The organism is Bacillus sp. FJAT-22090, from assembly GCF_001278755.1.
Lineage (GTDB): Bacteria > Bacillota > Bacilli > Bacillales_A > Planococcaceae > Psychrobacillus.
This window is the reverse complement of record NZ_CP012601.1, coordinates 3,519,976-3,532,609: the sequence shown is the minus strand read 5'-3', so window position 1 is coordinate 3,532,609 and position 12,634 is coordinate 3,519,976. Positions and strand designations below refer to the sequence as shown.

Annotated in this window: 12 protein-coding genes; 6 read left to right on the top strand and 6 right to left on the bottom strand. The window is 37.6% G+C overall.

The features are described from left to right. The first annotated feature begins 10 nt into the window (after positions 1 to 10). The 4 genes from AM499_RS17750 (at position 11) to AM499_RS17740 (ending at position 3,689) form a co-directional block, all read left to right on the top strand. Positions 11 to 559: a GNAT family N-acetyltransferase gene (locus tag AM499_RS17750; RefSeq protein ID WP_053591449.1), complete on the top strand. Its 549-nt coding sequence runs from the start codon at positions 11 to 13 to the stop codon at positions 557 to 559. Positions 560 to 924: 365 nt separating this feature from the next. Further along, positions 925 to 1,953 (top strand): PTS sugar transporter subunit IIC, encoded by a 1,029-nt coding sequence (locus AM499_RS17745; protein ID WP_053591448.1) that lies wholly within the window; start codon positions 925 to 927, stop codon positions 1,951 to 1,953. Positions 1,954 to 2,076: 123 nt separating this feature from the next. Further along, positions 2,077 to 2,226, top strand: a complete 150-nt coding sequence (locus AM499_RS21895; protein ID WP_172794361.1) for a hypothetical protein — start codon at positions 2,077 to 2,079, stop codon at positions 2,224 to 2,226. Positions 2,227 to 2,408: 182 nt separating this feature from the next. Beyond that, complete coding sequence (locus AM499_RS17740; protein ID WP_053591447.1) at positions 2,409 to 3,689, top strand: glucose-6-phosphate isomerase; 1,281 nt, start codon at positions 2,409 to 2,411, stop codon at positions 3,687 to 3,689. A 205-nt stretch (positions 3,690 to 3,894) separates the two neighbouring features. Here the strand turns inward: AM499_RS17740 and AM499_RS17735 are convergent, their stop codons facing one another. Beyond that, on the bottom strand, positions 3,895 to 4,788 hold the full coding sequence (locus AM499_RS17735; RefSeq protein WP_053591446.1) for an ROK family protein: 894 nt from the start codon (positions 4,786 to 4,788) through the stop codon (positions 3,895 to 3,897). Position 4,789: 1 nt separating this feature from the next. Continuing rightward, positions 4,790 to 6,469: a glycoside hydrolase family 13 protein gene (locus AM499_RS17730; RefSeq protein WP_053592268.1), complete on the bottom strand. Its 1,680-nt coding sequence runs from the start codon at positions 6,467 to 6,469 to the stop codon at positions 4,790 to 4,792. Positions 6,470 to 6,645: 176 nt separating this feature from the next. Here AM499_RS17730 and AM499_RS17725 point away from each other — a divergent pair, with 176 nt between their 5' ends. Beyond that, on the top strand, positions 6,646 to 7,428 hold the full coding sequence (locus AM499_RS17725; RefSeq protein WP_053591445.1) for an ABC transporter substrate-binding protein: 783 nt from the start codon (positions 6,646 to 6,648) through the stop codon (positions 7,426 to 7,428). 123 nt (positions 7,429 to 7,551) lie between these two features. After that, positions 7,552 to 7,836: a YiaA/YiaB family inner membrane protein gene (locus tag AM499_RS17720; RefSeq protein WP_053591444.1), complete on the top strand. Its 285-nt coding sequence runs from the start codon at positions 7,552 to 7,554 to the stop codon at positions 7,834 to 7,836. 66 nt (positions 7,837 to 7,902) lie between these two features. Here AM499_RS17720 and AM499_RS17715 read toward each other — a convergent pair whose 3' ends face one another. From AM499_RS17715 to AM499_RS17700, 4 genes are all read right to left on the bottom strand, one after another. Then, positions 7,903 to 9,510: a thiamine pyrophosphate-binding protein gene (locus AM499_RS17715; RefSeq protein WP_053591443.1), complete on the bottom strand. Its 1,608-nt coding sequence runs from the start codon at positions 9,508 to 9,510 to the stop codon at positions 7,903 to 7,905. Between the two features lie 145 nt (positions 9,511 to 9,655). Then, positions 9,656 to 10,288 (bottom strand): FMN-dependent NADH-azoreductase, encoded by a 633-nt coding sequence (locus AM499_RS17710; protein ID WP_053591442.1) that lies wholly within the window; start codon positions 10,286 to 10,288, stop codon positions 9,656 to 9,658. A 134-nt stretch (positions 10,289 to 10,422) separates the two neighbouring features. Next, positions 10,423 to 11,388: a quinone oxidoreductase family protein gene (locus AM499_RS17705; RefSeq protein ID WP_053591441.1), complete on the bottom strand. Its 966-nt coding sequence runs from the start codon at positions 11,386 to 11,388 to the stop codon at positions 10,423 to 10,425. A gap of 328 nt (positions 11,389 to 11,716) precedes the next feature. Beyond that, positions 11,717 to 12,556, bottom strand: a complete 840-nt coding sequence (locus tag AM499_RS17700) for a pentapeptide repeat-containing protein (RefSeq protein ID WP_053591440.1) — start codon at positions 12,554 to 12,556, stop codon at positions 11,717 to 11,719. Positions 12,557 to 12,634: the final 78 nt, after the last annotated feature.

Here is a 12,634-nt window from a genome sequence, read left to right as displayed (position 1 = left end):
GAGGAATTGTATGTTTTATCAAGATGAAGAGTTAATTTTACGACCTATACAAAAGGGAGATTTACCAAGACTTTGGGAACTAATTTATAAAGATGAGGCACCCGAATGGAAAAAATGGGATGCACCGTATTTTGAGCATAAGGCTATCTCATTCGAAGCGTTTATGGAAAAAGCCGATTCATTTGTACAAAGAGAAAATATGTGGGTAATTGAAGTTGCAGGCTTAACCTGCGGGACTGTTTCATATTACTGGGAGCATGAGCCTTCTAAATGGCTAGAGATGGGGATTGTTTTTCACGAATCGGCTAATTGGGGAAAAGGTTTGGGGACACGTGCTTTAAAACTTTGGGCAGAGCATTTATTTAGCACTATACCTTTAGTTCGTGTTGGATTTACAACGTGGTCAGGTAATGAGCGGATGATTCGTGTAGGAGAAAAACTAGGTATGACAATGGAAGCACGAATCCGTAAAGTGAGATTTTACAATGGAGAATATTACGATTCAATCCGCATGGGTATTTTAAGGGAAGAATGGGAACAACTTAAAATAGGAATTTGAATAGTAAAAACTGGTTAGTAAATGATCTAACCAGTTTTTTACTTTAATTGCTCATTACTGATACACTACTCGCTGATAAAACTGAATGTACGTAGTTAGCCAAATTGCCAAATACGTTCTTTTTATAAAATTTAGAAAAAATTAATATTGACTAAAAATAATAATTATATTAGTATTATAACAATTTCATAAGAGAGAAACAGACATCATGAATAATAGACAACACGAAGACGATATTAGAGAAATCAATTAAGTTACTGTGGCAACAGCCAATCAATAGTTTAGCGTGCTGGTCCTTGATAAGGGCTTTTTATTTTTTAATAATTCTCGATATATTTAATACTATATATTAGGAGGAATACATAATGAAGCAGTCGACAAAAGAATATTTGGTCGACCGAATGTACAAGGGTTCCCAAGGATTAGCAAATGCAGTTCTTGTCACTCTAGGGATCGGTCTTCTTATAGAAACATTTGGATCATTTACAGGTTGGGAGGGCTTTTTAGTAATTGGAAAGGCTGCACAGCTTATGTTAGCTCCTGCTATCGGAGCTGGTATCGCCTACCAACTTGGCGGAAATACATTAGTGATATTTAGTGCGATGGCTTGTAGTACTGTAGGTGCTAATGCTTTGCACCTTAGTGCAGAGGGTACCTGGGTACTCACTACAGGACAACCGATTAGCGCTGTTTTGGCTGCAATCGTTGCTATCTGGGTTGGAAAACGCATTGCCGGTAAGACAAAGTTAGATATGCTAGCTATCCCATTCGCATCTATACTGATTGGAGGTGTCGCCGGTGTTGGTTTAGCCACAGTAACAACTCCACTATTAGAATCATTAAGTAGATTTATAGCGAATTCTGTAACAGGTTCCCCTCTTATGGGTTCAATTGTTATCGCACTTGTTTGGAGTATTTTCCTTATGTCCCCTGCTTCATCTGCTGCAATTGCAATTGCATTACAACTCGACCCTGTTTCCAGCGCAGCTGCTTTAATTGGATGTACTGCTCAGTTTGCAGGGTGGACAGCGATGTCATGGAAACAAAATGATCTTGGTGCAAATATTGCGCAGTCTTTTTTAACACCTAAAGTGCAAGTTCCGAATATTGTTAAAAACCCAAGACTTGTTATTGGTCCATTTCTTGCTTCTGTTATTTGTGCACCAATCACCATATTGGTTTTTAACTTCCAGGTTCCATACACTTTAGCTGGACTTGGACTAAATTCTTTTATTGCTCCTCTTAATATCTTGGCTAATCAAGGTATAGGTGTTCTCCTGATGTACCTTGTATTAGGAGTAGCTTTACCAGCTCTTATTTCTCTTTCCGTGTATCATTTGTTAAAAGTTAAAGGACTAGCTAAAACTGGTGATTTGCATATGGAAGTTCAATAAATATGATGTTACATTACAAAGTACACATTTTGGTAGATTACCAAATGTGTGCTTTTATTTGTTTACATTGGTATTTACAGGGTATGTAGATTACAAGAATATACAGGGATGGAGTGAAGAGAAATGGATGAAGAAAAACGTGTAGAAGTCCATCGGGAAGAAAAAACAGATACTGGTTTAGTAGGTGCGACATTTATTAAATATGCTGCTTATCTCATTATCTTCTTTGGTGTTCTTTGGTTCCTAATTTCATATATTTTCCCAATGTTTTAAGAAGAAAAAATCACATTCTGCGTTAATGCAAAATGTGATTTTTTTGGTTGGTTTAATTGTTTTTGGTGTATGTCCCTAACTTCTTCTCCTCACTCCTTTGAAATGCATCAATATGTGCGATTTATTTTCTAAACAATGGTAAAATAAAAGTTAGAAAAATATGCTGTATAAAGGGGATAAGCATGAATATTTCCATAAATTATTCTGGAGACTACCTTGAGCTCCTTACACCTGAGTTAGAAAACAAATTAGAAGCAATACATAAAGGAATTCAAACGAAATCTTCAGAAGGTGCAGATTTTTTAGGTTGGTTAGATTGGCCGAGCACTTTGAGCCAAGATTTTTTAAACGATATAAAAGAAACGGCTGAGCGAATTCGTTCTCATTCTGATGTGTTGGTTGTCATAGGTATTGGAGGATCCTACTTAGGATCGAAAGCAGTAATAGAGGCGTTATCTACACCATTTCAAAAAACTAAAGAGACAGAAGTAATCTTCGCTGGACACCTAGTAAGTGGTGAATATTTAAAGCAATTAATGACATATTTAGACGATAAAGATGTTACATTGAACGTCATTTCAAAATCAGGAACGACATCCGAACCCGCAATCGCATTTCGTTTTTTACAACAGTACATGGAAAAACGATATGGCGATCAAGCTGCAAAACGTATCATCGTCACAACTGACCAAGAAAAAGGTGCTTTGCTTACACTGGCAGTAGAAAAAGGATATCAACGTTATGTTGTACCTGATAGTATTGGAGGTCGCTATTCCGTTTTGACGGCGGTTGGTTTGTTACCAATTGCCGCTGCAGGTTTCGATATCGATCAACTGATCAATGGCGCAAAAATAGCAGAACAGGAATTTGCTAAATTTGATACAAAATCGAATCGTGCAATTCAATATGCTGTTATCCGCAAGCATTTATATGATAAGGGCTATCCTGTCGAAATCTTGGCAACTTTTGACGAGAAGTTAAAATATGTACAAGAATGGTGGAAACAATTATTCGGAGAAAGTGAAGGAAAAGAAGGGAAAGGAATCTACCCTTCGTCTGTTCTTTATTCAACGGATCTGCATTCCCTAGGTCAATACATTCAAGACGGTAAACGTATGTTGTTCGAAACATTTTTAATGGTTGAAAAGACGGATGTTGATTTGACTGTTTTTGAAGCAGAAAATGACGGGGACGAACTGAATTATTTAAGTGGCCTTACACTTCATGAATTTAATGCTGCATGTCACGAAGCAACAGCATCTGCTCATTTGCATGGCGGAGTTCCCCAAATTACTATTACAATGGAACAAATAGATGAGCGTAATCTTGGCCACTTATTATATTTTTATATGATGGCCTGTGCGTATAGTGCATACTTACTCGACATCAATCCATTTAACCAACCAGGAGTAGAAGGGTATAAAACAAATATGTTTAAAATACTTAAGAAACCTGGATATTGAAAAAAAGTAGTGCACACCAATAAATGGTTGCACTACTTTTTTTGATAAAGGAAGATATGAGTAGACCATCCGATTATTCGGTCAAACCATCCGATTTTACTGATGAACCATCCGATTATTCAGGTCAACCGCCCGATTTTTCTTCTTAGCCATCCGATTACGAATAAAAAACGTTTTGCCCCCAATGGACAAAACGTTTTTTCTATTAAATCATATCCATAACAAGCATGGCCGCTCCAAGCATTCCTGCTTCATTTCCAAAATTGGCACGCTTTATTTCTAATGGTTTTAGTTTAAGTGGTTCTACCATAGTAAGCAGGTTCTCCCACCAATCATCAGCCGAATCTGCAACCCCTCCGCCAATTACAACGCAATCCATATCTAACACTGCTTGGAGATTAGATATAACAATTGCAAAATCCGAAAGAAATCGATCGCGTACTGTTATAGCACTTGAAAGTCCTGTAGATGCTAGACGAAACAGTTGATGGGATATTGCCAGTTTCCCTGTATCAGGATCGATGACATTTTCCTCTTCTATTAATCTTTTTAATGCAGTACCAGAGACATATTGTTCACTGCATCCCTGTCTACCACAGCCACAAAGTAGGCCATGCGGATATAAGATTAAGTGACCTACTTCTCCTGCTCCACCATGTACTCCGTTTTCCACGTTTCCATCAAAAACGAAGCCGCCTCCAAGTTTAGTTCCTACTGTTAAACAAACTACTCTTTCGAAGTCTTTTGCTGCACCAAGTTTTCCTTCTGCAAGCGCAGCGCAATTTGCATCATTGTTAATCTCCACACGTAAACCTGTTGCTGCCTCCAGTTGAGCTTTTACAGGGGTGCCTTGCCAGCCTTCAAGTTCTGTCTCAAAGGTTACAACTCCTGTTTTGGCGTCGACCATTCCTCTAGTACCTATTCCGATCCCTAATAAATCGGGATAATTCTCCATCATCTTTAACACTTGCTCTTCTAAATAAGGATATAGCGGTAAAACAGTTGGAATAGTTGTATCCTCTATAACGTTACCAGACTCACTTACAACACCAATTCTTATTTTTGTTCCTCCAATATCAACACCAAGAACTTTCTTCAATCTACTTTCCCCTTTCAAAAGCAATCACAAATGACTCGTAAGGTCGTACTTCAACCATATCTCCCTCTAATTTAGGAGAATCATAGTTAGCTATCATAATGTTTCCTTTGGTTTGAGGAACGTTACATTCCTTCCACACAAGTTGGTTTGTTTTCTCTGAAAAATTATTTACAATTAGCCATTCTTCTTCGGCTGTTTGTCGTTTGTATACAAACAGATCCGGGTGATCAGGTAACAATAATTGAAAGCTCCCATGCGTGATAATAGCATGTATTTTCCTTAATTGGATTAGCCTTTGATACGTATAAAAAATGGACGATGGGTCTGCAATGGCTTGTTCCGCATTAATAAAAGAAGTATTCGTATTCATCCGAATCCATGGTGTACCCGTCGTAAAACCTCCGTTAGATGTCCACTGCATTGGCGTACGTGCGTTATCTCTACCCTTTGCATAAACACTAGACATAATTGCTTCATGAGCAATCCCCTGCTGGCGCTTTTCCTTGTACATATTCAGCGTTTCAATATCACGATACTCACTTAAACTATCAAACTTTACATTCGTCATTCCTAACTCTTCACCCTGGTATATATAAGGTGTCCCTTGAAGCATATGAAGACAAATAGCCAACATTTTAGCTGATACTTCTCGAAATGCACCATCTTCACCAAAACGGGAAACGACTCGAGGTTGGTCATGATTATTCCAATAAAGACTGTTCCACCCTACTTCATGCAGTGCATGCTGCCATTTTTCGAGGTTCCGTTTTAATGCTACTAATTCTAATGGTCGAACATCCCATTTCTCATTAGGGCCACTATCTAAATTCATATGCTCAAATGTAAAGATCATATTCACTTCTTGGTTTTCTGGATTTGTATAGATTCGAGCATCTTCTGTTGAAGCTCCAGGCATTTCTCCTACAGTTAATACATCATAACGACTTAAAACCTTCTCATTCATTTCCCGTAGATATGTATGAATTTTTGGCCCATTCATAAAATAAGTACTTCCATCACCATATCCTTGTTCATGGTGAATCTCTCCGTCAGGAAGTTTCTCGTCCTTTGAAATAAAGTTAATGACATCCATCCGAAAGCCACCAATTCCTTTTTCTAACCAAAACGTCATCATATCAAAAATATCATTTCGAAGCGGCTCGTGCTCCCAATTTAAATCTGGCTGTTTTTTTGAGAATAAATGAAGGTAATAAGAGTCTGTCAATTCATCCTTTTCCCATGCCGATCCCGAAAATATAGAGCCCCAATTATTTGGAGGTTGTGCCTCTTTACCATCCCTCCATATATAATAATCGCGATAGTTGGAATCCTTTGATGAACGCGATTCAACAAACCATGCATGCTCGTCTGAAGTATGGTTCACAACTAGATCCATCACAATTCGAATACCTCTTTGTTTCGCTTCCTCAATCAGCTGTTCAAAATCCTGCATTGTTCCAAACTCTTGCATGATCGTTTGATAGTCACGAATGTCATAGCCATTATCATCATTAGGAGAATCATAGACTGGACTCAACCAAATAATACCTATACCTAGTTTCTTCAAATAATCCATTTTTGAGATAATACCTTGTAAATCACCGACTCCATCTCCGTTGGAATCCATAAAACTTCTTGGATAAATTTGATAGACGACACTACGCTTCCACCAAGGCTCCATTTCTTTCACCATCCCATTTTTACCAAGTGTTAGAAATATTCTAATCTTTCCACAACTAGAATGCAAGCGCTTGCATGATATTGTTACGATAGAATAGTATTGTATGATTTAGAGGACAATTTTTAGAGGATATCGAAGTATGAAGTTATATATTTTTAAAGAATAGGAGAAATGTAATGACTAATTTATTAACTGATCATCTTGGAAGAGAAGTGAAGGTCACTTCTTCCCCCAACCGCATTGTTTCCATTTGTCCTGCAATTACAGAAACATTATTTGCTTTAGGTTTAGAAAATGAAATAATCGGCCGTACGAAATATTGCATTTTCCCTCAAAAGAAGGTGGAAAAAGTAGAAATAGTGGGAGGTACAAAAGAAGTAAACGAAGAAAAAATACGGGAATTACAACCTGATTTGATTCTAGCTGAAAAGGAAGAAAATACGAAAGAGATTGTGCAGGCTTTAGAAAAAATTGCACCAGTATTTGTTTTAGAAGTACAGTCAATCAAGGATGCATATCGTTTTATAAGAACATTGGGGGCACTTACTAATAGAGAACAAAAAGCAGAAGAGCTTATAGCTTCATGCAAATTTTCTTTCCCTGTAGTTCCTGCAAACGAGAAGAAAAAAGTAGCATATGTCATTTGGCGGAAGCCTTATATGGTTGTTGGTGGAACTACCTATATTAATGATGTTATACATACGCTTGGTTTTCATAATCCATTTGAAAAAGTTGGTTCCAGATATCCTGCAGTATCAAAGGAAGAATTTGCAAAGGCTAACCTTGATGTTCTTTTTTTGGCATCCGAACCGTTTCCTTTCCAAGAAAAACATGTAGCAGAATTTCAATCGTTTCTTCCAAACACGAAAATAATTTTAGTGGATGGAGAAATGTTTTGGTATGGTGCAAAGATGGTTTATGCTGGTCCGTATTTCAAGGAATTAATTGAAAATATATAAGCAATTTTTAATGATTTCTTTACAAAACACCGTGTTTGAAAATCGTCTTTCTATAGATTAAAGACAAAGGGTAATTTCTCCTTACTTCTGCATATATATTAAAAATGAAGAAAGGAGATTTTTATGAATAATAGAAGGTATAGAAGACGTAATACAATGGCATTCACGGTATTATCCTATTTTACTTTATTCGCTGGCGTTTTCATGTTTAGCATCGGCCTTTATAATGCAGATAATTTAGAGCTCAATGAAAAGGGATATTATATCGCCGTAATGATATTAGTGGCAGTTGGAGCAATACTTACACAAAAAGTCACTCGCGATAACGCAGAAGACAACGAAATTCTTGCAGAGCAAGAACAAGAACGACTCGGTGTAAGAGCCCCTTCAAATGCGAAAGAATCATAATTATTAATGAAAAGTCCTGTGCGAGTTGAACACAGGACTTTATTTGTTTTTATTCTTTTTACAGTTTCACTTTGTTTCTGGAAAGAACTCCTGAGCGGTTGGAATATCAACTAAGGTCGGACCATTTGTTCTAATTGCTTGTTCGAGAATTGTTTCTAATTCACTATCTATTTCTGCCCGGAGACCAGTCCACCCGCATGCTTCCGCCACTTTAACGAAGTCTGGATTCGTTAATTGTGTACCTAGTTCTCTATCTCCAGCTGCTTGCATTTTATCTATTTCCATTTGTAAAGAACCATTGTTAAATACGATTACTGTGATATCCAAGTTATAGCGAGTTGCAGTTAGAAGATCAGCCAACGTCATCTCTATACCACCGTCCCCTACAACAGCAACCACTTGCTTTTCAGGCTGTTCCAGTTTTGCCGCAATGGCAGCTGGAAGTCCAAAGCCCATGGAGCGCCAATAGCCTGAAAATAATACTCTCTGACTATTAGGACGGAAATTACGATTAAACCAAACCGTTACATCTCCTGTGTCCAATGTTAGTACCGCATCTTCAGCGATTGTTTTTTCAATAGCTCGGACAATGCGAGAAGGAGAGACAGGGAAACCTGATTTTTTACCTTCTTCTTCGTTTTGTTTGGACCATTTTCTTTTCGTTTCTTCGATATGAGATAACCACTCGGTATTCGTCTGATAGTCAGCTAAGCTTTGTAAAAGTAGTGGAACCACATGCTCTACTTTACCTTTAACACCCATTTCAACTGGAATACCTTTTGTAGCATTTTCAAAATGGGTATCAATTTGAATAATCTTTGCATTTGTAGGCACGTAGCCCTCTGGCCACCATGTCACTCCTGCAAGTAGAACGACATCAGTTTCCTTGAAGACATCAGCTGCATGGGGATTCCCCCCTTCCCCGATCCCTTGTAGAAGTTGTGGCGTATCTTCCTTAAATACTCCTTTTCCTCCTAGACTTACCAATATGCCTGCTCCCCAAGCTTTGGCAAGCTCTTCAAGTGACGAAGATCCATTTACAGCTCCTGCTCCAGCAAGAATCATAGGCTTTTTTGCCGATTTCATTACTTCCGTTATCTCTTTTAAATCTTCTATTTGAAAAGAGGTTGTTCCTTCTATCACAGACGGTAGCTTTCGAGGTTTCTTATTTGTTTCTATTTGAAATAAATCCTTTGGAATTGATATATGTGTGACCGTTCGTTGCTCTAAGGAAATTTGGGACGCTTTGACGAGTAGATCCACAATTGCATCCTCACTAGCAAGATTTGCGGAAAAAGTGGCAAATGGTTTAAACAGTTCTTGTTGATCAACGTATTGCTGATAGTCTGTACCTATTTTGTTAAGTGGCGCCTGGCCCGTCAGTGCTAGCACAGGTGCTTTATCCGAATAGGCATCCCCGAGGCCATTCAGTAAATTTGCTGCCCCTGGTCCCATCGTAGCCGTACAAACCGCAAGTCTTCCTGTTAGCTTAGCTTCAGCAGATGCCATAAATGCTGCAACCGACTCATGCTTCACAGGGATAAACTGAATCTTCTCCTGTTTGTCCAGTGCATCCAATAGCCCGATAATAGCATCCCCAACAACTCCGTAAATTCGCTTAACCCCCAATAAAGACAGTTGATCCACTACAACTTCGGCAACAGTTTTACCCATACGAAATAACCTCTCCTTTTTACAATTTAATTATCAAGTATTTTCCCTTATATAAATGGGATAAACATTTGACCTGTAAATATAAAAAAACGTTCACTAGTCATCATTAGACTTGTGAACGTTTTTTATAAGTTCATAATTAGATTTATACTAATTGTTTAGAAAGGTTTTGAGCAACTACTCTTACTTTTTCTAAACCAGCTGCAATAATTTCTTCTGCTTTGTCAGGCATTGCATTGTGCCCTTCAATAATAACTTCATCCGTAATTTGCATACCGAATACGCCACCTACAACATTTTTAATGTAGTTTGCAGACATTTCCATTGGTGCAGCTTCTGGAGAAGAGTAAATGCCACCACGTGCATTTAAAATAACGGCTTTTTTATCAGTCATTAAGCTTACTAATTGACCTTCTTCGCTGTATTTGAATGTGAAACCAGCTTGGTACACATAATCGATAAACGTTTGTAATGGTGCTGGAATTGTTAAGTTCCATAAAGGGAATGCGAATACTACTACATCAGCAGCAGTTAATGCGTCCATAGCTTTTTGTTTTGCAGCTAAAAGACGTGCTTCTAAGTCAGTTAATTCTTCACCGTTTTGAACTTTTCCAAAAGCATTGAAAAGATCTTGACCGAAGTAAGGCATATCTTCTTTAAATACATCAAAAGTGGTTACATTTGCACCTTCGATATTTTCCATAAATGTTTCGTACATTTTACTTGAAACAGCTTCAGCAGCTGGACGGTTATTTGCTTTTACTACTAATATATTCACTTGTTATTCCTCCAAAAATTATATTGATAACATACGATATATTAACAGATAGTCTATTAGATTGTAAACTACTTTGATTTCGAGATAAATAATTTTATTATAAAATGTCACATACATTTCACAATTACTTTGTTTTAAGGTATTAATAAAATCTTCCCGACACTTATTCTACTTTCTAATAAGGCGTGCGCTTGAGCACCATCCTGTAATGAGTACGTTGTCGATTCATTCACTTTTATTTTCCCATCTTTAATCCACTCAAATAGCTGTGTTGAACGAATTTTTCTTTCCTCAAATGAAGTTAGAACGTTCCAAAGATCCCCACCTGTAAGTGTTTTAGAAGTATCCATTAGCATTCTCGGATCTATCGGAGCAGGATCGCCACCCGACATTCCATAAAATACGACTGTTCCACCTACTTTTGTAGCCTCAAAACTTTCTAATAAGGTAGAACCGACTGATTCATAAACCACATCTACCCCTAGACCGTTTGTTACGTCTTTGATTTGTTCAATCCAATCTTCGCTATATAAAAACACAAAATTTGCTCCAGCCGTGGATGCAGCTTTTGATTTTTCTACTGAGGAGGTTAGCCCGATAACTTTTGCTCCTAAAAGCTTACCTATTTGTATAAGATTTTGACCAACTCCACCTGCAGCTGCATGCACAAGTATAGTGTCATTCGCTGTAATTTTGTAACTATCTTTCGTTAAATAATGGGCGGTTAAGCCTTGGAGTAAAACTGAAGCAGCTGTTTCAAAGGAAATATCAATCGGTAACGGTATAACTTTATCTATTGGAACGGTGACCAATTCAGCATTAGCAAATGGGACATCTGCAAAAGCAATTCGATCACCAACCTTAAAGGTCGTTACATCCTTTCCTAATTGCTCCACTACACCCGCCCCTTCATACCCCAAGATATATGGAGGCTGACCTGCAAGATGATAATTTCCTTTTCTTCTGTATATATCAGCAAAGTTCAAACCAATCGCTTTCATTCTTATCAATAGTTCATTTTCTTTCATGATAGGGTCAGAAACTTCTTTATATTGCAGTACTTCCGGTCCACCAAACTCCTCAAAGATCAGTGCTTTCATGTGAACGCTCCTCGTTAGATTGATTTTAAAAATAATATTAAATGAACTAAGAATTAGAAACAACTAATGGGTCTTTTCGTCAATAAAAAAAGAGCTAATCGCTCCCTTTGAAAACAATATTCCCACATCATTAACGTAGAATTTTTTGAAGGGTTGTTCGTAACTTCCATCACGACCAACCCTTCTTTTCGGTAATCTTACTGCTATATTCTGCTTTTGAGATAATTTAAAAAAAGATGCTGTCCTATTTCTATGTAAGCTCTCATCTATTTGATGAGTGCTGACTATTTTCAGAAATTCCTGTCGATGCAACCACTCTATTATTTGTTTAATTAGTCCAATGAAAAGGTGTCTTTAAGGAGGATGGTAACTTAGTATTGCTATCTCCTTTTGCAGCGTTTATTTGTGCTTGAGTAAGAAAAATGCTTCCCGTTAAATTTGCTCCACTTATGTCAGCGTCTCTCAAGTCTGCTCCGATAAAATCAGACATCCTCAAATCCGCATTCTGCAAGTTTGCCGCAATAAGAAACGCACCTCTAAGGTTTGCTCCTCTAAGATCAGCTCCTCTTAAGTTTGCTCCTAATAGCTCTATTCCCCGACCAATCTTTTTCTGCTTCTTTATTGGAGCTTTAGATCTTACAAGTTCACTTGTTCGCAAAAGGAATTCGTTAACAGCCGCTCTGTGGGCATGGACATCAATAGCTTTAATTGATTGAGGAGGCAAATGAGTAAGTTCCTCCGTTTTTTCCAAAGCCTCTTCTAAATCTCCATGTATAGGCTTTGTCTCCTCTCGACGAAGCGCTTCACTTAAATACACAAGTATTTCATGAAGTTGCTGCATGATAGGAAAGACATCAAACATTTCCTTAGCGGTTGAAGGATTGTCTCTCCAATCATTCCCTTTATATGTGAACTGGGATACTTTTTGCCCAGCGCCAAAGCATTCATAAACTGTACAGCCTTTATATCCTTCATTTCTAAGGTTTTGATGTATTCCACAGCGATAATCGGATTGCAAGTTGGAACATGGAGTACCTCCGTCTTTATCCAATGGAAAATCAGCTGATTTTGCGTATGGTAAAGCTACGCAACACAACCCAAAACAGTTTCCACAATCAGCTTTTAATTTATTTTTAATATTGTCGTTTATTGTTATATGTTTAGACAATATCTACACTTCCTTTATTAGTTTGTACCATATAAATAATACATTTAGGAGATGTATATAGGAAGTAAAATTATTCCT

Excerpts from the sequence above, each read along its gene's own strand:
- AM499_RS17750 (WP_053591449.1), top strand. The coding sequence starts at position 11 with ATGTTTTATCAAGATGAAGAGTTAATTTTACGACCTATACAAAAGGGA.
- AM499_RS17745 (WP_053591448.1), top strand. The coding sequence starts at position 925 with ATGAAGCAGTCGACAAAAGAATATTTGGTCGACCGAATGTACAAGGGT.
- AM499_RS21895 (WP_172794361.1), top strand. The coding sequence starts at position 2,077 with ATGGATGAAGAAAAACGTGTAGAAGTCCATCGGGAAGAAAAAACAGAT.
- AM499_RS17740 (WP_053591447.1), top strand. The coding sequence starts at position 2,409 with ATGAATATTTCCATAAATTATTCTGGAGACTACCTTGAGCTCCTTACA.
- AM499_RS17730 (WP_053592268.1), bottom strand. The coding sequence starts at position 6,469 with ATGGAGCCTTGGTGGAAGCGTAGTGTCGTCTATCAAATTTATCCAAGA.
- AM499_RS17725 (WP_053591445.1), top strand. The coding sequence starts at position 6,646 with ATGACTAATTTATTAACTGATCATCTTGGAAGAGAAGTGAAGGTCACT.
- AM499_RS17720 (WP_053591444.1), top strand. The coding sequence starts at position 7,552 with ATGAATAATAGAAGGTATAGAAGACGTAATACAATGGCATTCACGGTA.
- AM499_RS17715 (WP_053591443.1), bottom strand. The coding sequence starts at position 9,510 with ATGGGTAAAACTGTTGCCGAAGTTGTAGTGGATCAACTGTCTTTATTG.
- AM499_RS17705 (WP_053591441.1), bottom strand. The coding sequence starts at position 11,388 with ATGAAAGCACTGATCTTTGAGGAGTTTGGTGGACCGGAAGTACTGCAA.